A 20,436-nucleotide genomic window follows, 5' to 3' on the forward strand; every position below is an offset into this window, starting at 1 on the left:
GTAAAATAGTAGTCTTTAAGTGGCTGTGTAGGTGTATCTAACTGTAATTAATATAGAAAGTCGATTTTTTTCCTGACCTGGGCAGGCAGATCACGATACTCTACGGGTGTCTGTATCGAAAGTTGAATAGAAAACTATAGAGCAAAGTTATATGAGGATGTCATCGTGAGAACATTATTACTGGGGTGGGTTCTGCTGGTGCTAGGGTCTCCCTTGGCTGGATTTGCCGATGAGTCCACCCCCTTGGAAACACCAGATGGTACCGTTTTGCTGGAAGTAAGAGGCAATATTGTAAATGTGAACACCGAAGAGGGTGCCGACTTTGATATTGACATGTTAGAGGGGCTGCCACAGCACGCGTTTGAAACGAGTACGCCCTGGACAAGTGGCGTCAGTCAATATTCAGGCCCGTTGTTACGTGATGTGCTTGAGCACGTAGGTGCCAAGGGTGATGCGATAGAGGTATCGGCCCTTAACGGCTATGTGGCTGACATACCGATCAAGGATTTTTATGATTACGACGTCATTCTGGCACTTAAACGAAATAACCAGCACATTCCTATTCGTGAGTTCGGGCCTCTTTGGGTGCTTTACCCGTTTGATCAGGACGAGACGCTGTTAAGTGAAAAAGTGCGCTTTAGAGCTGTTTGGCAGGTTAGGCGTATAGATGTTCTTTAACCGAGCCAACGTGCGCTCGCCCCGCCTGCTGCGTTACCCTCGCCGCCTTAAACTGGTGGCCATTATTACCGTACTGCTGTTTGCATCGGCGCTGGTAGTCGCTGCTCTGGCCTCTTGGCGGCAGGACAACCTCACACAAAGTCTGCGCGAAGATACCTCATGGGTAGCCTATAAACTCGATCGTGATGCAGTACAGCTGCTTAACCACTTGCTTTCAGCATCCCGTGCAGAGATGCCCCCGGTGGTACAAAACGAGCTGAATATGCGTTTTGAACTTTTGTATAGCCGTCTTATGTTGCTTCAAGAGGGGGAAGTCAACTCACTGATTACTGACATTGAAGGGGCGGGGCAGTTGCTAACGCAAATAGGCCAGCAGATGGAACCGCTGGACCTCTTGTTTGCACCTCATGAGGTGCTGGATCAACTGCCCATTGTGTTAATTGAAGCAGAGCTTGAAGCACTCACCCAGCTAACCGAGCGGTTTGTCATCACCATCAATGGTTACCTGGCGGAGTCTGCCACTGAAGAGCGCCGTGTGTTAAGCGCACTCTATAAATTATTAATGACGCTGCTGGTCGGTATGAGCCTGGCTGTGTTGTTGGTCATTGCGTTCCTGATCCGAGAAATGCGTGAAAGTGCGACAGCCCGGCGCCGACAGGAGCAACTAAGCCAGCAATTGGAAGTGACCGCCGAGCAGGCGCAGGCTGCTAATCATGCCAAGTCCGACTTCCTGGCCATGGTCAGTCATGAGATCCGTACCCCGCTTAATGGCGTGATCGGCATGAGCGAGCTGCTCAGTGAGCCAGCAAGCTCGGCTCAGGTAGAAGATTACGCGCGCACGATTCATGAGAGCGCCAACCAGCTGTTGGCCATGATCAACGAGATTCTCGATTTCTCCAAAATTGAAGCAGGCCATTTAACACTTGAAGCGTCACCTACTGAATTAAGGCCCTTGGTTGATAGCGTGGTAGCGCTATTTGAACCGCGTTCGAGGGCCAAAGGGGTGGCGTTAAGCATGCATATCGACCCGCTGGTGCCGCGTTGGGTGATGGCTGATGCGGGGCGTCTGAGGCAGATTTTACTTAACCTTGTGGCGAACGCGACCAAGTTTACCGATCACGGAGCGATCACTGTTCGGGTCTCTTCAACGGTGGAGCACCTGCTACTGGAAGTTAGTGACACCGGGTGCGGGATTAGTGAAGAGCAGCAAACGGCGTTATTTGAACCTTTTCAGCAAGCGGGGGCATCGGTCGCTCGCCGCTACGGCGGGACGGGTCTTGGGCTTGCTATCTGTAAGCGCCTAAGTGAAGCCATGAACGGGCAGTTGGGTGTGCAGAGTAGGCTGGGGCAGGGGAGTACATTTTGGTGCAAGCTGCCGCTGATTAAAGCGATGCCCGTCGAGGCAGTGCTTCCTAATGAGCAGACGAGAAACTTTGCGGGTACATCTCTGCTGTTAGTGGAGGATAACGCCATTAATCGCAAAGTCGCGACCGGGCTTTTGTCACGCTTGGGGTGCGAGGTCGTGTGTGCCGAGAATGGGCAGGATGCGCTGGACATGGCGGCGTCCTTGCCGGTGCACTTAATCTTTATGGATATACAGCTGCCCGATATGGATGGCTTGATGGTGACGCGGCACCTGCGCGAGCAAGGAGGCTGGTTGGCGGACGTGCCCATTATTGCCATGACAGCGGGAGGCAATGACCGCCAGCGCTGCCTGGCTGCCGGAATGAACGACTACATTACCAAGCCGCTTTCGCTTCTGGCGCTTGGTGACGTGCTTGCTCTGCATTTATCACCGTCAGCGCTAGCCCGTAAGACAACGCTGCCTGCGCAGGTGCAGGGCGATACGTTTGAGCACGATGTTTTTGAACACAACGTTTTTGAGCACAATGTACTGAATGCTGACACGCTCATCATGCTTCAGGAGAGTTTGGGCGATGAGCACTTGATAAACCTGGTTGCTTTGTATCATCAGCAGATCAGCGACTATGTGTCCCAGTTGAGCGCATACCTTGCCACGCCGGAAGCGTCTTTTAGCGAACAGGCACGGCAGCAGATAGTCAGGTTGGCACATCAGCTTCGTGGGGAGTCGCTGAGTATGGGCGCAGAGGCGCTGGCGGCGAAGGCCAAAAGACTTGAAGTGTTAGCTCGTGAGGAGGGAAATACAAAAAGCCAGCTTGATGAATCACTTGGTGTAGTGCGCCACACCGCAGCACGAACCCACAGCGCACTCAAACGTTGGCGGCAGAAGCAGTCTTCTACCAAGGGATAAGGGCTAACCCCGGCATCAAGCTATATCGTCATGGGCAATAATAAACAATACTGTTAGGGCACGTTTAATAATCATAATCCTCAGGAGCCTTCTCATGATTTATGCCAATCCGGGTGATAATGGGTCCGTCGTCTCGTTTGAAAAACGCTATGGCAATTACATCGGAGGTGAGTTTGTACCGCCCGTTAATGGGCAGTATTTCGATAACATTAGCCCTGTAAATGGTCAGGTCTTCTGCGAAATTCCGCGCTCTACTGCTGACGATATCGATAAAGCCCTGGATGCCGCCCATAAGGCTGCACCTGCTTGGGGGAAAACCTCTGCCGCTGAGCGTAGCAATACCCTGCTAAAAATTGCTGATCGCATTGAACAGAACATTGAAAAGTTGGCCGTGGCAGAAACCTGGGATAACGGCAAGGCCGTGCGTGAAACTCTGAATGCTGATATTCCTTTGGCGGTTGATCACTTCCGTTACTTTGCGGGCTGCATTCGGGCGCAGGAAGGCTCCGCTGCCGATATTGACGCCAACACCGTGTCTTATCATTTTCATGAGCCGCTGGGCGTGGTGGGGCAGATCATCCCCTGGAACTTCCCTATTTTAATGGCTGTTTGGAAGCTGGCCCCCGCGCTTGCCGCCGGTAATTGCGTAGTACTTAAACCCGCCGAACAAACGCCCGCGTCTTTGCTGGTGCTGATGGGATTGATTGGTGATTTGCTGCCGCCGGGTGTGGTTAATATCGTCAATGGTTTCGGTGCAGAAGCCGGCCAGGCACTGGCCAGTAGCAAACGTATCGCCAAAATCGCCTTTACCGGTTCCACGCCGGTGGGGTCACATATTCTTAAGTGCGCCGCTGAAAACATTATTCCTTCCACCGTGGAGCTGGGCGGTAAATCACCCAATATCTACTTTGCCGATATCATGAACGCCGAGCCGACGTTTATCGATAAAGCGGTAGAGGGCCTAGTGCTGGCCTTCTTTAACCAGGGCGAAGTGTGCACCTGCCCCTCACGTGCACTGATTCAAGAGAGCATGTACGAAGAATTTATGGTCAAGGTGCTTGAGCGCACCAAGACTATTAAGCGTGGCAACCCCTTGGATACCGACGTTCAAGTAGGCGCTCAAGCCTCTCAAGAGCAGTACGACAAGATCATGTCGTACATGGATATCGCCCGTGAGGAAGGCGCTGAATTTCTGACCGGTGGAGATAAAGAAAGCTTCGATCCCAGCTACGACAAGGGTTACTACATCCAGCCGACGCTACTGAAAGGCGACAACAAGATGCGCGTCTTCCAGGAGGAGATCTTTGGCCCGGTGGTGGCGGTCACCACCTTTAAGGATGAAGAAGAAGCGCTGGCGATCGCCAACGACACCGAGTTTGGCTTGGGTGCAGGTGTATGGAGCCGGGATATTAACGTTGCCTTTCGCATGGGGCGGGGCATTCAGGCTGGTCGCGTATGGACCAACTGCTACCACCAATATCCCGCCCATGCGGCATTTGGTGGTTACAAGAAGTCCGGCGTTGGCCGTGAAACCCACAAGGTGGCGCTTGAGCACTATCAGCAAACCAAGAACCTACTGGTCAGTTACGACATCAATCCACTCGGGTTTTTCTAATCCGCGCCCGCTCCCCGCTCGGCATGGTGCCGAGCGGTATTATCTGCCCCTCTGACGCTCTAATTGACAGCCCGCTTGCGACGAATGATGGGTTACACCCTCTCTGCCGTTGATTCTCAGCCTTGGGGGCGCGAGGCCCGAACATTTAGGTACAAAAGATCCCGGCACATAGGCCGGGATTCGTCTTTTGGGTAAATGCGATCACAGTTACAGCTGAGCATTCTCCGGCGGTTCGCCGATGCTGCCAGGCATGGGTTGTACGGTGCCGCGTTCCTGGCCTGCCAGGGTCAAAAAGTGCAGGTGGCGCTCGTACTCGCCTACCAGGTCGCCAATCGCTTGGCCACGGGTATAACCGTTCAGGTCTTTATCCAGCCCGCCTTCAGCCAGATAGACATCCAGGCGCACATAGAAGTCATCGTCGGCTTCAATAAAGCTCGGTGTGCGCATCCGGTGTGGATACACCTGATAGACAAAGCTGGTGGCATCGCCAAAATCCACCTGCAGCGTTAGCCTGGGGAGCGGCTCGCCTTCCAACTGCTCTTCACTCACATTGGCGGGCTGGCCACGGCTTTCAAGCTCTTGGGCAAACTGGGTCATTGCTGGGCGAATCGAGTGCTTGATGGTTGCAGCAGCGCCAGCTCGGTTGGACGTGTCCAAGGCGCGATCTAGGCGCTCCTTCCAATCGCCGCCTGGAGCGCTGCCGGTAATGGCGCGGCGTGCATCGGCCTTGTTGCCTTCAAGTTTTAGCGCCTTATACATCCCCACCATGACCGCAAAAATTACCACCGAGAAGGGTAGCGCGGTAATCACTACTGCGCTTTGCAGAGCGTTAAGCCCGCCGGCCATCAGTAGAGCAATGGTGATCAAGCCAATCACCGCCGACCAGAAAATGCGCAGCCTGATGGGCGCATCGTGGTTAACGTCACTTAAGATAGACGTAAAGTTAGCCAGCACCAGCGCGCCGGAGTCAGCGGAGGTAATAAAGAACACAACGCCCAGGATTGTGACAACCGCTGCCGTGATGGCTGCGTAAGGATAGTACTCAAGTAGGGTGTAAATCGTGGTTTGCGGTGTATTAAGCGCCTGCTCGCCGAGTGCTGCCACGCCCTGGTTGGCGACCAGCTCAATACCGCTATTACCCAATACCGACATCCATACCATGATGAAGGCAAGCGGTATAAACAGCGCACCGGCGACAAACTGGCGAATGGTGCGACCACGAGAAATACGTGCCAGGAAAAGACCCACAAACGGTGTCCAGGCGATCCACCAACCCCAGAAGAAAATCGTCCAGCCCATCTTCCACTCCTGGGCGCTATCATCGGTAAAGGCGTGCGTGTCAAAGCTTGCCGCCACAAAGCCGGAAAGATAGTCACCGGCGTTGTTAACTACCTTATCGAGCAGTGTCAGCGTGTCACCTGAAAACAGTATGAACAGCATCAGGCTGAGTGCCAGCAGCATATTGAACTCGGATAAGCGGCGGATACCCTTTTCGACCCCGGTAACCACGGAAATGGTTGCCAGTATGACCACCAGGACAATCAAAAGAATTTGTACCGTAATCGTTTCCGGTACATCGAACATGTAGGCCAGCCCGTAGTTAAGCTGAATGACCCCAATACCGAGGCTGGTGGCAATACCAAATACGGTAGAAACCACCGCCGTGATATCCACCGCGTTACCGATAGGCCCATAAATACGCTTGCCCAGAAGCGGGTAGAGCGCGCTGCGAATGGCTAGCGGCAAACGGTGGCGATAGCTGAAGTAGGCCAGCGCCATACCCATCAACACGTACAGCCCCCAGCCGGAGAGCCCCCAGTGCAGATAGGTTTGAACGACGGCGTTACGCATCGCGGCCTGGCTTTCGGGTGTCAGGTCGGGCGGTGCCAGGTAGTGAGAAATCGGTTCAGCCACGCTGAAAAACAGCAAATCAATGCCGATACCTGCAGCGAACAACATCGCAGACCAGGAAAGCAATGAAAACTCAGGCCGCGAATGATCGGGGCCCAGGCGAATGCTGCCAAACCGCGACATGCCAATCACCACGACAAAGACCAGATAGGCCACAATCGCCAGCATGTAGTACCAGCCAAAGGTGGTACTGACCCAGGCAAGCGCTGCATTAAAAAATGCACCAGCTTGTTGGGTAAACAGCAGGGTGAGCACCAGAAATATCAATATGCCGGCCATACTGCCATGAAAAACCACGGGGTTAAGGCGGTCGCGAGAGGGCAGGGAGGGGTTGTCTTTCGCCATGCAGGCGGACTCCATTGGTTGAGACAAGTGATGAAACATTTTATTTTGAATGAACGTTCAATATAAAATACGCTGTTTAAGCGCTTACTACAAATCAGTCTTTATAGGGATAGGAAATGGTCGGTGAGGTTTTGGCAAGGCGCGCATACAAAAACGCCCGGCAAAAGCCAGGCGTCTTGACAAGACTTAACAGTAAAAAAGCGCTTACTCGCTAGCGGTTTCCGTAGCGTCTTCATGCTGATCGCGCGGGCCGTGTCTACCGTGGCCTCTACCATCCCTGTGGTGCTCGTCACGCATTTCTTTCATGGCGTTCTTTAAAGACTCACGCTCCTCTTCGGAAAGAATATCCGCAACTTTATCCTGGTGCTCTTTACGCAACGCCTGCATGGCCTGGAAATGCTCTGCGTTTAGCTCGTTGAGGGCCGTTTGCTGCTCCTCGTTCAAACCGGCGCGGTCGTACACTTCATGGCGGCGCTCTTCCATGCGCTGCGAGAAGGTTTCGCGGTCAGCGCCTGAATGACGACCTTCATGCTGGTCTGCCTGTGCAACCACAGCAAGTGGGGTTAGCGCGATAGCCAGCAGAGCCGGGGCAAACACTTGGCGTAATGACATTTTCATAACGTACCTCCTGGTAAGTTGACAATGTCAGTATCGAGCGGGGGAGTGCAAACCGTATGCACGGAGTGTGCAATAACGGTGATGATGCAGGGGGGAATATCTGACGTATAGCGGTTATATGGTTAGACTTTAGTTGGCTTTTTGCGTCATGCAAGGTTGGTGAAAGGTTTGTGGGATAGCTTTGTCCTCCGCAGGCAGTAGCCTGTTTGAAGACTTTATAATTCTATAAAAAAGAGAACTCGCTATGCCCAAGAAAATCTGTGCTCCGTTTAGCTTCAATATGAAATCACTACTCGCTGGTGCCACGGTTGTTGCCGCGTCACTCGCGTTAATCATGCCTGCCGCTGCGGCAGATGATTATCCTGAGCGCCCGGTCAATATGGTCGTCGGCTTTGGTACCGGCGGTAGTGCTGATCGTTTGGCGCGTATTATGTCAGGCTATATCGCTGAAGAGATTGGCGTGCCAGTGCAAGTGACTAACCGTCCAGGCGCAGGAACTCAGGTCGCATCCAACTACGTGCTGAACATGCCGGACGATGGATACACCACCTATGCCTCAACCTTTGCTCCTTACCTGGCCAACTCGATTCTGACCGGTGGTGCCAACTTTAGTGTTGATGATTTTTCGTATATCAACTTTCAGTGGTTTGACCTGGATCTGATCGCCGCCAATAAAGATAGCGGATACGAAGATCTTCCTTCGTTGCTGGAAGCGATTCGCGAAGAGCGCGGCCAGGTGCGTGGCGCGGTGGTTCAAGGCTCAGCCGGTCACCTGATGATCCGTTTGCTGCTGGAAGAAGCTGGTATTCCTCAAGAAAACCTTAACCTGGTGACGTACAACAGCGGTGGTGAAGCCCGCTCAGCGGTTGCCGGTGGTCAGGTGGATTTCGTTTCTATCAGTGCCCAGGGCAGTGAAGGAATCCGTGAGTTCTTGACGCCGCTTGCCATCGTGAGTGACGAGCGCATCGACCAGTGGGATGCCCCCACGATCAACGAAGCGCTGGCACCGATGGACGTAGAAGTTCCGGTACTGCAGGGCTCGATGCGTGGTTTTGCGGTCACTAGCGAAGTTGAGCGTCAGCATCCTGAGCGCTTTGAAGCATTCGCTTCAGCTATCCAGAGCGCGCTGGCCCGTAAGGATGTTCAAGAACACCTTGAGCGTAATGAAATGGGCGGTGTCTGGATTGGACCTGAGCGTGCCAACGAGCTGATGCGCGAAAACTACGCTGTATTTGAAAAATACGCCCACCTGCTTAACTGATCTTCCTGTCATGGCTGGTCAACTTTCATGTGGCCAGCCTGGAGTTGAACCATGTCTGCACAGAAACGTGACTATGGGGACTTTTTAGTTCTCATCGGTCTGGCTTCCTTTACGTTGTGGTATTTGCTGGATGCGATCAGCGTCTCGGCACAACCCCAGAATTTGCTCCTGATACTGCCGCTTTCAGTCATTGTCCTGTCGATTATTGCCATTGAGCTGGTGCTACGCCTAAAGCAAGGGACGCTATTCAGCATCGCTGCCGACGAGGAACCGTTACATCAAACGCTGCCCGTCGTAGTTCTGTTTGGTGCCTATGTGTTATCGCTCGAAACGCTCGGTTTTGATGTGGCGACCGTGCTGTTCATCGCGCTCTTTTTGATCCTCAAAGGTGAGCGTAACTGGTTAGCGGTGGTGGGCTTTAGCGCAGCGTTTGGGTTCGCCGTGGCGTTCTTCTTCTCCCAGATGCTGCCCTATCCCATGACACTGCTACTGCTACCCAGTTAAGGAGGCAATATGATTGATTTTGGCGCAGTACAGCAGGGTCTGGACCTGCTCTTTTCTAATTTTGGCCCCTGGCTCGTGGTAATACCCGGTATTGTGCTGGGGCTAATCTTTGGCGCAACGCCGGGGCTGCAGATTTCCATGGCCATGGCGATCTTCCTGCCCATGACCATGTACATGGATTTCATTCAGGCCATGCTGTTCTTAACCGCTATTTTTACCGGCGGTTCGTTCGGCGCGGGTATTCCTGCCATTTTGATGAATATCCCGGGCACTTCATCGGCCATTGCCACCGCCTTTGATGGCTACCCGATGTCGCGCAAGGGGCAGCACAACCAGGCGCTGGGCGTGGCGTTGGCTGCCTCCGTGGTGGGCGCGCTGATGGGTTATCTCGTTCTTTTTTTCATGATTCAGCCGCTCTCCTATCTGGTGCTGAGGCTCGGCCCTTCCGAAATGTTTGTGGTCATCCTGTGGGGCATGACGCTGATTGCGAGCCTGAAGGGCGAGCAGGTACTTAAAGGCTTGGTGGCGGGCTTTGTCGGCCTCTTGGTGGGAACCATTGGGTTTAGTGAAATTGGTCTGGCGCGTGGCACCATGGGGCAAACGTATCTGCTTGATGGTATTCCGGTTATTCCTGCCATGATGGGCATGTTTGCGGCCTCAGAACTTTTCAAGCTTGCCAACAAAGGCTTCATCATTGAATCCGCCGATTCGCGTAAGGTGAAAATCAGCGAGATATTTGAAGGCTGTAAGATGGCAATGCGCTATCCGGTTGTGATGATTCGTGGTGGTTTGATAGGTGTGTTAGTAGGGGCCGTGCCTGGCGTTGGCTCCTCGGTTTCCAACTTGCTTTCCTATATTGAAACCAAGCGTCGTGATAAAGATCCTGACTCGTTTGGCAAGGGTAACCCGAAGGGCGTGGTGGCATCAGAAGCCGCTAACAGCAGCTCTGAAGGCGGCTCAATGGCTACTCTGCTGGCGCTTGGCATTCCCGGCGGTGGTGCAACGGCGGTAATGTTGGCTGCGTTTGCCATGCATAACATCACCGGCGGGCCGCAGTTTATTCGTCAGCAAACCGATGTGGTCTACGCGATTATTTTTGCCAACTTCGCCCAGGTATTTCTGCTGGTGGTCGTGGGTCTGCTGTTTATCCCGCTGTTGGCTAACATCGTCAAAGTACCCATGCGCTACCTGATTCCCTCGGTACTGGTACTCGCGGTTATGGGATCGTTTGGCTTGACCGGCAATATGACAGGTCCCGCCACTGTGCTGGTATTTGCAGTGATTGGTTGGATCTTTCGCCATTATGGCTACTCGGTGCCTGCCGCCGTTATCGGTATGCTGCTGGGCTCGCTGGCGGAGAAATCACTGCTCCATTCGTATCAAATCAGCGGCGGGGATATCACCTATGTCTTCGAGCGCCCGGTGACCTTGGGGATTCTAGGACTTCTATTGATTTCACTGTTTAGCCAGCCGTTAATGGCGCGCTTTAGTGCCTGGCGTGCGGCCAAACAGGCGTAACATAATGGCAAAAAAAACGCTGAAAACGTTAGCCTTGGGTTGCTTGGGTGGCGTTATTGCCACCCTTTTTTCATTGCCCCTGGCCTGGATGCTGGGCGCACTTTTTATGGTAATGGCGGTATCGCTTGGCGGTGTTAAAACCGGCGTTGATAAGCGCTTGCACCGTGTGGCTATTGCCCTGCTGGGACTCTTTATCGGGAGCCGCATTCAGGCCAGTGAACTGGTCAGTCTGGTGCAGTGGTACCCAAGTGTATTGGCAATGCTGGTCTATATGGGGCTTATGCTGGTGGGCGGGTACTTTATCTTTACCCGCGCCAACGTAGGGCCCATGGATGCGATGTTCTGCGCCTACCCAGGGAGCATGAATTCAGCCCTAGTGCTTGCTGAGCGTGCCAATGGCGATGTGCGCTGGATCGCTATCGCGCACTCGCTGCGTCTGGTCACCGTGGTATCTGGGGCGGCACTATTGGCAAGCTTCTTTGTGGATGATGTCACGCTGCAAAGCTCGCCCGTATCGCTCTCGCTGATGGATGCGCTGCCGCTGTTATTGGTCCCGCTTTGCTGGTGGCTTGCCCGCTTGCTGCGCATTCCCATTCCGGAGTTTTTAGGCCCGATGGCCGCAGGCGCCATCATCGCGAACCTGGGGATGGATTACTCGCTGCCCACCTGGACGGTGTTCACGGCCTTTTTGGTGCTCGGCTCTTCGGTCGGCGCGCGTTTCTCAGGAACCCACTGGTCTCAGGTAGTCAGCGTGGGGCGGTTTGGGATGGTGTATGCACTGTTTGCCCTGATTGTCGCAGCGCTCATGGCTTGGCTGGTCGCCAGCATGACCCAGCTTTCTTTTGTGGCGGTGTTGCTGGCGCTGATTCCCGGCGGCGTCGGGGAGATGGCCGTCATCGCCATGGTGATGGATATCGACCCGGTGTATGTAGTGTCGCACCATGTCTTGCGCCTGTTACTGCTGATCTTTATGACCCCGCTGGTCATTCGTATTGCAAAGCAGGCGGCTGCATAGCGGGAAACGCCACCGTCACGGCGAAACCGCCTTGTGGTCGGTTATTAAAAGAGAGGAGAGCGGCGTGGGCGGTGGCGATCTGCTCCACGATGGCAAGGCCTAATCCGCTGCCGGGGGCGTGCGGATTGTGGCGGGAAAAGCGCTCGGTCAGCTTGCCAAATTGCGTCTCTTCCACGCCGATTCCTTGGTCGCTCACCGTCAATATTACCTGTTGCTGCTGCGTTGTTAGGGCGATATCGATTGGGCCCTGGTAGGCTTCAGCGCCTCCTGCGTGCAGGCTGGCATTCTCAATCAGGTTAATCACCAACCAGAGCAGCATGATCGGATCGCCCAGCACTTTGGAAATGGTATGAGGCTGATCGAACGACAGCTCCTGGCCTTTCTGATAGATGCTGGTGGCGGTTTGCGCACAGGCATCCTGGCATATTGTCACCAGATCAACGGCTTCAAGATGGGTTTCATCCATCAGCTCGCTGCGGGTCTTGGCATATTTCAAAAGCTGTTGGACCGTATGGCTGGCATGTTCCGAGATACGCTGTATTTCAATAAGGTTGGCTCGAACGGCCGGTTCCTGGGTCGTTTTTAGCGAGATTTCGGTTAGCGCACGTATTTCAGAAATGGGCGTTCGCAACTGATGGGACACATCGGCATTTAATTGCTGTGTACTCTCAATGCTGCGTCGGATACGTAGCATCAGCTGATTAATGCTGAGAATCAGTGGGCGAATCTCTTTTGGAGCGTCGTCTTCAAGCGGCTGAAGGTCATGAGGAGAGCGGCGGCTAAGCGCCTGGCTTACGGTATTAAGCGGGGCTAATCCACGATAGATCGCCAGTAGAGCGATGGTGATGGCAAGAATTCCGGCAACAATCGTCAACCCGGTGAGTGTCACCATAAAGTCGTTGGTAAGCGTGTAGCGTGCCTCTTTGGACTCCGCAACGATCACTTCAATATTGATGTTCTCGCGGCCCCGGCTAAAAGGAAACGTTAGGGCGACGGCGCGTAGCTCGTTGCCCGCGTACGTCACGTCGTAAAAAACCGGCTCAGAGAGGTCAGTAGGCGGGTCGCCCAGGCCTTGAAAGCCAGCAATCATATCGCCGTCTACTTCCTGCATCCGATAGAATATTTTGCCTTCACCACGACTACCTAGGGTGCTAATACTAAAATAGTGCATATTAATGCGTAGCGCGCCGTCTACCGTGTAGATGCGTCTTTCCAAGCGCTCGGCGGCATTGAGCAGCATATCGTCAAAGGTTTCGTTAATCTGGCGTGTCAGCAATAGATAGCTTGAAAGAAGCGCCAGAAATGCCAGGGCAGCAAACGGTAAACCAATCCACAGCAGCAGGCGGCTTTTTATCGATTTGATAGCAAGCATATCAGGCGTCGGATTCCTGGTTGGAGGCTTCTTTGGGGGCCAGGTAATAGCCTAAACCGCGGACCGTTTTCAAGCCGAAGTCGTAGCCGATTTTCTTGCGGATGCGTGAAATATAAGTCTCCACCGCTGCATAGCTGACTGGCTCGCCCATAGTGGAAAGCCGATCAATAATCTGGTCCTTACTGACGAGTCGATTTTGATTAATCATCAGATATTCCATTACTTCCAGCTCTCGGCGGTGCAGCGTTACAGGCTGACCATCAATTCTTAGCTCCATTGCGTCGGGTAAAAATGCCAGACGGCCACAGCTAAGCGTTTCACCACCAAAATGCTTGGCACGCCGGACCAGTGCCCGGGCTCGGGCTACTACTTCATCAAGTGAGAAGGGCTTGCAAAGGTAGTCATCTGCGCCCTCTTCAAGCCCTAAAATGCGTTGGTCCAGCGTGTCTCTGGCGGAAATAATCAGCACGGGGATAGTGTTCTGCTGATGGCGCAATTTGCGTAGAAGGCTAATACCATCCAATTCAGGCAGGCCCAAATCCAATACCATCAGATCGAAACCACCCTGCACGAGCATTGGGAGTGCGTGTGCGCCGTCGTTAGCGACGGTGATGTTGAATCCTGCCTCGCTAAGTGCTGTGGCCATCGAGCGCGCTAAATTGTCGTTATCTTCTACTATAAGCGCCTTCATGTTTAATCCTGCGGGTTAGCCCTCGGGCTGATATTTATACCCTACCCCATACACCGAACGAATGATCTCCTGCTCGGGGAGGGCTTCGGTGATTTTTTTGCGCAGCTTTTTAATATGGCTGTCGACGGTGCGTTCAGAAACAATCCGGTTGTCTCGGTACATATGGTCCATTAGCTGCTCACGGCTAAAGATTCGTCCAGGTGACTGCATCATTACTCGCAGCAGCTGAAACTCAACCGCGGTGAGGCCCAGGTCATGGCCGTTGGCTAGCGCCTGCCAGCCATCGTCATTGAGGGTCACCGGGGTTGAAACCGCTGCCTCAGGGGTGTGGGCCTGTTCGGCAAGTGCTTGGCTGCGGCGTAGTACCGCTTTCACGCGGGCGACTACTTCGCGGGGGCTGAAAGGTTTGCAGATATAGTCATCGGCGCCCAACTCCAGTCCTAGCAGGCGGTCTACTTCCTCCACCTTGGCGGTCACCATAATAATTGCGATAGCAGGCCACGCCTGACGTATTTCCCGGCAGAGCGTCAAACCATCCTTGCCGGGCAGCATGACATCCAAAAGCACCAACGTGGTGGGGTGCTGCTGCAACCAGGGTATCACATCGTCGCCATGACCCAGCGTTGCAACATTAAAACCGTGAGAGCTTAAATAATCATCCATGAGGCGGGCAATTTTTGGCTCGTCCTCAACAATCAATAGCGGGGCGTCTTGGAACATGGCGGACTCGCTTGTCATTAATGGGAAGTCAGTAACGGAAAACGTAAGGTCCAGCAAAGCCCGCCTAGCGGCGCATTGGATGCCTCAAGCGTTGCACCGTGCGCAATCACCAAGGCGCTTGCAATGGATAGCCCAAGGCCACTACCGCCGCTTGCCCGATTGCGTGACCCTTCAACACGGTAAAGGCGCTCGGTAAGCCGGGAAAGCTCACTTTCCGGAACGCCCGGTGCGCTATCCTGCCAAACAATCACCGCCTGGGCACGCTCAATGTTGAGCGTTACTTGAAGTTTGCCTGGTGCATCGGTGTAGGCGCAGCTGTTATCCAGCAGATTATTCCACAGCTGATGCAGTCGCTGGGCATCACCTCGAATCATTACGTCGGGGGCAATGTGCGTCGTCAGTGTAAGGCCGCTGCCATTGAGCCAGCGGTCCGCATCTTCAAGGCGGCTGGCCAGGCTGTCGCTAAGGTTCATGGGGGCCAGATGAATATCAAGCGCGCCAGCATCGCTTTGCGAAAGCAGGCGTAAATCGGCGACCAAGTGCTCAAGCTGGGCAACTTCCTGTGCCAGCGAGCTGAGGTTTTCCTGATTCAGTGGGCGAATGCCGTCCTGCATGGCTTCAATTTCACCACGCAGCACGGCCAAGGGCGTACGCAGCTCGTGGGCGGTGTCGGAAACCCAGCGTGCACGGGCGTCACGGTTGGCTTCTAACGTGGCGGCCAGTACGTTGAAGTCTCGCGCCAAACGGGCAAGCTCATCCCGACCACGTTCAGGTAGGCGAGTATGGTAGTTGCCTTCAGTAAGCCGCCGCGTGGCGATAGCCAGTGCCCGCGTACGTCGGCTTAACCACCACGAGAGCCCGGCGGCCAGCAGCAGCGACGCTAGTCCAATCGAGATAACAATAATTACCAGGTTGCGCTGTTGCAGCTCTAGAAAGCGATTTTCCATGCGCTCCATCATCTGCTGAGGAGGGCGAAACCCCAACGAGCCGATGGCCTCGCTGTCGCTGTGAAGCGTGAGCCAGCGCCAATCGCCGGGGCCCATACGGCCATTCATGGGCGGAATCACAAACTCACCGTTTGGCGCACGCAGCGCAAAATCCTGCGCTTCGCCCAAGGGGGAGGGGCGTTCACGATGTTCCTGACCCAGTTCAAAACGCACGATATGCGGCCAGCGTTCCGGGTTGTGTTCAAGCCAGCGCCAGTCCTGCTGGGTTTCCCAGCGGGTAATCAAACCATCGGCCAGCAGCATGGCACGGCGTTCCTGGGCCTGGTTTAAATAGTCGATAAAACCACGGTCGATACTGTAGGAAACGGCTAGAAACATGGTGGCGGAAATGGCCACGTTAACGCTGAGTATGGCCGAGAACAGCTTTAGTCCTAGCCGGGAAGGACGCCAAGTGGGCAAGGTAACGGCCATCAGGAAGTGCCCTCCTGAAGAGGTTGCCGAGGCATGCTAAGTCGCTCGCGCCAGTTCTCCAGACCCAGGTAAAGGCAGGGCACCAGTATCAGCAAAATGGCCGTTGCGAAGATCATGCCAAAGCCCAGCGAGATCGCCATGGGGATCATAAAACGCGCCTGTCGCGAGGTTTCCAGAATCATGGGCGCCAGGCCCAGAAAGGTGGTAAGCGTGGTCATCATGATAGGCCGCAGGCGCCGGGTCGCCGCCGCCACAATGGCTGCGCGAGGCGCCATCCCTTCGCGCCGCTTGCGGTTGGCGTAATCAATCAGTACCAGCGCATCGTTAATCACCACGCCGGAAAGCGCCAGCATGCCCAGCAAGCTGATAATCGAAAGCCCAAACCCCATAATCATGTGGCCCACCACAGCACCAACAACGCCAAACGGAATGGCTGCAAGCACCAGCAAGGGCTGCAAATAGCTTCTGAAGGGAATCGCCAGCAGTGCGTAAAGTGCGGCCAGCATCAGCCACATGGCGGTGCGAAGGGCTGCCAGGTTGTCGGCGGTATCCTGCTGGCGGCCGCCCAGGCTGACCTCAAGCCCCGGCCAGGAGTTTGTAAGCGTTGGGAACACGTCTTCTTGAAGGGTGGCCAGCACCTGGTTAATGGTTTGGTCGCCCTCTGAATCCGCCGTCACGGTGATAATGCGTCTACCATCAATACGCTGCAGGCTGCTTGAGGCTTGGCTTAAGGTAATATCTGCCACGCGAGAAAGCGGCACGCTAAGCCCGTCGGGCGTGCGTACGGGCATGCGGTAAAGTTCGTTTAAGCTCGCGCGGTCGGTTTCGGGCAGGCGCACCTCTACGCTGATCTCGCTACGCCCCACAAACTGCTCAACCGCCGTGGCGCCCTGTAAAGGTCCGCGCAGTGCCTGGGCCAGGTCGCTGCCGGTCAGGCCCAGCGCTCGGCCTTCCGCAGAAAGGCGCATTTCAAGCTGGGGTTTGCCATCGCCAATCCCGCTGTCAATATCGGTCAGCCCATACTCACCAAGCACTTCGGCCAACCGGGCGGCGGCGGCTTCCAGCACTTGGGTATCGGGGTGAGATAAGCGCAGGCTAAGCGCAGCGCCGCTGCCGGGGCCACCAAAATCTGACTCAAAACGTACCGACTGAGCGCCAATTAAATCCCCTGCCAGCTCGCGCCATTCACCTGCAATACGTGAAGGCGGCCAGGCGTCCAGGCTGCTACTTGCGATATCGAGCCGTACCTGCAACTCTTCGCCGTCCAGGCGGCTGCGCGTGCTGCTAAAGGTTAGCGTCTCTTCGCGCTCGCTCAGCTGCTGGGCGGCGTCCAGTAGCTGTTGGCTAAGCTCTCGGCTAACGCTGATATTGGTGCCAATCGGCAGCGTCACCGTTGCCTGAACCTGATCGGATTCGGCACGCGGCATGAGTGAAAAGCCCAGCCGCCCACTCATGGACCATGCCAGCACTACCACCAGCACCGCAACACCGATGGAGACGCTCAGTAAGCGTTGATTAAGTGCGCGTTGTAGAAACGGCTCAAACTGATGGTATGTGAAGTGATGCAGTCCGCCCTGCAGGCGCTGGCGCAACGCTTCCAGCGGCCGTTGCCAGGCCGGTGTTTCACGCGGTTTACGGCTATGTGCCAAGTGGGAGGGGAGGATAAACAGCGCTTCGGCCCAGGAGATCAAAAACACCGTGACGACCACCACGGGCAGAGTGGCAAACAGCATGCCCAAAAAGCCGGGTAAAAACAGCAGGGGCAGAAACGCCACGATATTCGACAAAATGGCAAAGGTGAGCGGAACGGCAATTTCACCTGCCCCTTTGACCGCCGCATCGCGCAGCGAGTAGCCTTCCTCACGATAGCTGTAGATATTTTCGCCCACCATGATCGCATCATCCACCACGATCCCCAGCGCGATAATGAAGGCGAACATCGACATCATGTTCAGCGAGACGCCGATCCAGGGCAGAAATAGCATGGCGCCCAAAAAGGCCGTAGGAATACCCAGCGTGACCCAAAATGCTAGCCGCGCTTCAAGAAACAGCGCCATGAGCACCATCACCAGCGCCAGGCCCATCCAGGCATTCTTTAGCAGCAGGCTTAAGCGGTCTTCGTATATTTCCGAGCTGTCGCGTGCAACGTCCAGGCTAACGCCCGGCGGTAGCCCCGCTCGCAAGCGCTCCAGTTCGCCGTAGACCGCCTCGGAAATGCTGGTCGGGGTTTGGTGGCCAATTTGATAGATGTTGACCGACAGGCCCGGCTCGCCATTATAAAACTCTTCACGATCCGTTTCGGCAAAGCCGTTGCTTACACGGGCGATATCACCCAGCAAAATGGGCGTGCCTTGGGCAGTGGTAAGGATTGGCAGGTCGGCAAACTCGGCGGCGCTGTTGCGTCGGCCTTGGTAGCGCACCAGCCATTCGCCTTCAGCCGTGGTGAGTTGGCCGCTTGCCAGGTCCAGCGCTTCAGCCCCAATGCGGCTGGCAAGCTGCTGATGATCAAGCCCGTAGCGCTCAATAGCTTCTTCATCCAGGTGAATCTGGATCTCGCGCTCGCGATTACCCGAAAGCTCGGCGCGTGAAATACCCTCAGCGGCCTGCAGTTCAGCGCGCACATCCTCGGCGGCGTCGTGAAGGGCGGCAAGCCCAACCGAGCCGTAAACCTGAAGGCTGACCACACTGCGCGATCTGCCCGCTAGTGTGAAGCGGGGCGGGTCGGCGGCACTGGGTAGGGTAGTGATGGCGTTGACTGCCTGCTGAATATCCTGATAAACGCGCATCACATCGACGCCGTCAATCAGCGTCGCGCTGACCATACCGCTGCCTTCACCAGCGCTGGAGGTCAGCTCATCAATACCTTCTACATTCGATACCGCCGCTTCAACGGGGAGCAGTAGGCTCTGCTCGACATCTTCTGGCGTGGCGCCGGGGTAGCTGATGCTGACCTGAACAATTTCAATTTCAAACTCAGGAAAGACCTCTTTTTTAATCGCGAGCGATGCCATAAGGCCCCCCACGATAAACAGCAGCATCAGCAGGTTAGGCGCAACGCCATGGTCAATCATCCAGGCAAGCGGGCCGCGACGCATTAGCTGCTCTCCTCATCACGGGTGGGCGCATCGTTGCGCGAGCGAACGCGAACCTGTTGTCCTTCCTGGGGCTGGGCAAGTCCTGAAGTAACAACGCGCTGGCCAGCCTCCAGGCCGCTGCGCACCAGCGCTTCATTTTCACCCCGATAGGCAAGCGACACCGTTGTACTGTGTAGGCGGTCTTCATCGTCCACCCACCAAACGCGCTCGCCCGGGCGTAGCGCCGCTGAGGGCAGGGCAATCAGGTCTTCCTGCGCCTGAGTTTGAAAGGCTATTCGCATTACATCGCCCAAGCGCAGCGCCGGGCCATCGGTATCCAGTGCCAATGGGTCATTCACCGCAATCAACAGCTGTGCCTGAAGTCCGCTCTCTTCCAAATTAGGTAAAATCGATATCAGTGCGCCTTCCCGCGAAGCGCCTTCTGGCCAGCCACGGCTGGTAATCGTGACCTGACTACCCGGCGCCAGCCATTCAAGTGCATCGCCGGGCAACGAGGCGCGCACCCAGAATTGCTCAACACCGACCAGGTTAAGCACCTCGGTTCCTTGGCTTAGCAGGCTGCCAGCGCCCACCAAGCGCTCTTGCACCATCGCCTTCCACGGGGCGGTCAGTGTTGCGCGCTCAAGGTTGAGCGCTGCCTGGTCGCGTATTACACGTGCCTGAGTCAGTTGAGCCTGGGCCTGGCGAAGTTGAGGCTCGCGCAGGACCAGCGAGCGTCGCTCGGCGGAAAGCTGGCGCCCAAACGACTCGTACTCACTACGGGCGCGCTGCTGTTCGGCATTTTCAAGTGCCACCTGCGCTTGGGCGTTGCTTAGCTGGGCCTCGGCGTCCTCCAGGGCAAGGCGCAAATCGGCCTGGTCGATATATGCAACGGGCGCGCCTTCCTCAACGACCTGGCCTGGAAAAACGCCCTCTCCAAAGCGTTCCAACTGACCTGCCACGCGGCTGGCCAGCTGGGTTGTCTGCTCGGCTTCTACTCGCCCAAAGCCGCTCAGTAGAGGCGATAGGGCGCTCTGTTCGACTGTCATGACATTGACGACAGGCGGCGTGGGTGGCGGGGGAGCCCGCCGCTCAATACGTGGCGGCTGGCTGATAATCCACCAGGCGCAGGCTAAGCCGATGGCAAACACCAACAGGGCCAGCACGGCGCCTAAACGGACACGGCCTTGTTGCATCGAGGAGAAAGAGTCATGAGGTTTTATTAACACGGAGTACCCGTTGCAAGAGCGAAAACGTAGTAAAAGCGAAAATTCCGGTATAAGAAGCGTATCATGCTAGCATCACGCACTGGCTCGCAGAGATTAGGTAAGCATTATGAAAATAGCGTGCAACTCTTCGCTAACCTAAACGCCTGCGACTTATCACGACACCTATTTCTCATAAATACCGTCCGGCCGATGAGT

15 protein-coding genes are annotated in these 20,436 nt (G+C 55.3%); 7 read left to right on the forward strand and 8 right to left on the reverse strand.

The window, feature by feature from the left end; genetic code table 11:
• Positions 1–165 precede the first annotated feature (165 nt).
• The 3 genes from ACT3RQ_RS14125 to exaC all read left to right on the forward strand — a co-directional run bounded on the left by ACT3RQ_RS14125 (position 166) and on the right by exaC (position 4,565).
• Entirely contained in the window at positions 166–678 is a 513-nt protein-coding gene (locus tag ACT3RQ_RS14125) for a molybdopterin-dependent oxidoreductase (protein WP_444680706.1), read from the forward strand.
• Complete coding sequence (locus tag ACT3RQ_RS14130) at positions 668–2,950, forward strand: ATP-binding protein (RefSeq protein ID WP_444680707.1); 2,283 nt, start codon at positions 668–670, stop codon at positions 2,948–2,950. The genes ACT3RQ_RS14125 and ACT3RQ_RS14130 overlap by 11 nt, the downstream gene beginning before the upstream one ends.
• A 94-nt stretch (positions 2,951–3,044) precedes the next feature.
• The gene (exaC, locus tag ACT3RQ_RS14135; protein WP_444680708.1) at positions 3,045–4,565 is read left to right on the forward strand and encodes an acetaldehyde dehydrogenase ExaC; all 1,521 of its coding nucleotides are present in this window, start codon (positions 3,045–3,047) and stop codon (positions 4,563–4,565) included.
• 207 nt (positions 4,566–4,772) lie between these two features.
• On the opposite strand, the gene betT is transcribed toward exaC, so the two are convergent.
• Entirely contained in the window at positions 4,773–6,821 is a 2,049-nt protein-coding gene (betT, locus tag ACT3RQ_RS14140) for a choline BCCT transporter BetT (protein WP_444680709.1), read from the reverse strand.
• Between the two features lie 204 nt (positions 6,822–7,025).
• Positions 7,026–7,439, reverse strand: a complete 414-nt coding sequence (locus ACT3RQ_RS14145) for a hypothetical protein (RefSeq protein ID WP_193054415.1) — start codon at positions 7,437–7,439, stop codon at positions 7,026–7,028.
• Between the two features lie 244 nt (positions 7,440–7,683).
• On the opposite strand from ACT3RQ_RS14145, the gene ACT3RQ_RS14150 reads away from it, so the two are divergent.
• Genes ACT3RQ_RS14150 through ACT3RQ_RS14165 form a run of 4 tightly spaced genes read left to right on the forward strand, consistent with a single transcriptional unit; the run spans position 7,684 to position 11,737 of the window.
• Positions 7,684–8,700, forward strand: coding sequence for a Bug family tripartite tricarboxylate transporter substrate binding protein (locus ACT3RQ_RS14150; RefSeq protein ID WP_444639038.1), 1,017 nt, complete (start codon positions 7,684–7,686; stop codon positions 8,698–8,700).
• 51 nt (positions 8,701–8,751) lie between these two features.
• The gene (locus ACT3RQ_RS14155) at positions 8,752–9,204 is read left to right on the forward strand and encodes a tripartite tricarboxylate transporter TctB family protein (protein WP_172117459.1); all 453 of its coding nucleotides are present in this window, start codon (positions 8,752–8,754) and stop codon (positions 9,202–9,204) included.
• A gap of 9 nt (positions 9,205–9,213) precedes the next feature.
• Positions 9,214–10,722, forward strand: a complete 1,509-nt coding sequence (locus tag ACT3RQ_RS14160; RefSeq protein ID WP_444680710.1) for a tripartite tricarboxylate transporter permease — start codon at positions 9,214–9,216, stop codon at positions 10,720–10,722.
• A 4-nt stretch (positions 10,723–10,726) separates the two neighbouring features.
• Entirely contained in the window at positions 10,727–11,737 is a 1,011-nt protein-coding gene (locus tag ACT3RQ_RS14165; protein WP_444680711.1) for an AbrB family transcriptional regulator, read from the forward strand.
• Here the strand turns inward: ACT3RQ_RS14165 and ACT3RQ_RS14170 are convergent.
• From ACT3RQ_RS14170 to ACT3RQ_RS14195, 6 genes are read right to left on the reverse strand one after another with little or no spacing between them, the layout of a single operon-like run.
• Positions 11,706–13,109 (reverse strand): sensor histidine kinase, encoded by a 1,404-nt coding sequence (locus ACT3RQ_RS14170; protein WP_444680712.1) that lies wholly within the window; start codon positions 13,107–13,109, stop codon positions 11,706–11,708. The genes ACT3RQ_RS14165 and ACT3RQ_RS14170 overlap by 32 nt on opposite strands.
• A 1-nt stretch (position 13,110) precedes the next feature.
• Positions 13,111–13,800: a response regulator transcription factor gene (locus ACT3RQ_RS14175; protein ID WP_444680713.1), complete on the reverse strand. Its 690-nt coding sequence runs from the start codon at positions 13,798–13,800 to the stop codon at positions 13,111–13,113.
• A gap of 15 nt (positions 13,801–13,815) precedes the next feature.
• Positions 13,816–14,520, reverse strand: coding sequence for a response regulator (locus tag ACT3RQ_RS14180; RefSeq protein ID WP_172117464.1), 705 nt, complete (start codon positions 14,518–14,520; stop codon positions 13,816–13,818).
• Positions 14,521–14,537: 17 nt separating this feature from the next.
• Complete coding sequence (locus tag ACT3RQ_RS14185) at positions 14,538–15,938, reverse strand: ATP-binding protein (protein ID WP_444639033.1); 1,401 nt, start codon at positions 15,936–15,938, stop codon at positions 14,538–14,540.
• Positions 15,938–19,033, reverse strand: a complete 3,096-nt coding sequence (locus tag ACT3RQ_RS14190; protein WP_444639031.1) for an efflux RND transporter permease subunit — start codon at positions 19,031–19,033, stop codon at positions 15,938–15,940. The genes ACT3RQ_RS14185 and ACT3RQ_RS14190 overlap by 1 nt, the downstream gene beginning before the upstream one ends.
• Positions 19,033–20,208, reverse strand: coding sequence for an efflux RND transporter periplasmic adaptor subunit (locus ACT3RQ_RS14195; RefSeq protein WP_444639089.1), 1,176 nt, complete (start codon positions 20,206–20,208; stop codon positions 19,033–19,035). Before ACT3RQ_RS14195 ends, ACT3RQ_RS14190 begins: the two co-directional genes overlap by 1 nt.
• Positions 20,209–20,436: the final 228 nt, after the last annotated feature.

This window comes from Halomonas sp. AOP43-D1-4 (assembly GCF_052446175.1).
Taxonomy (GTDB): domain Bacteria; phylum Pseudomonadota; class Gammaproteobacteria; order Pseudomonadales; family Halomonadaceae; genus Vreelandella; species Vreelandella citrativorans.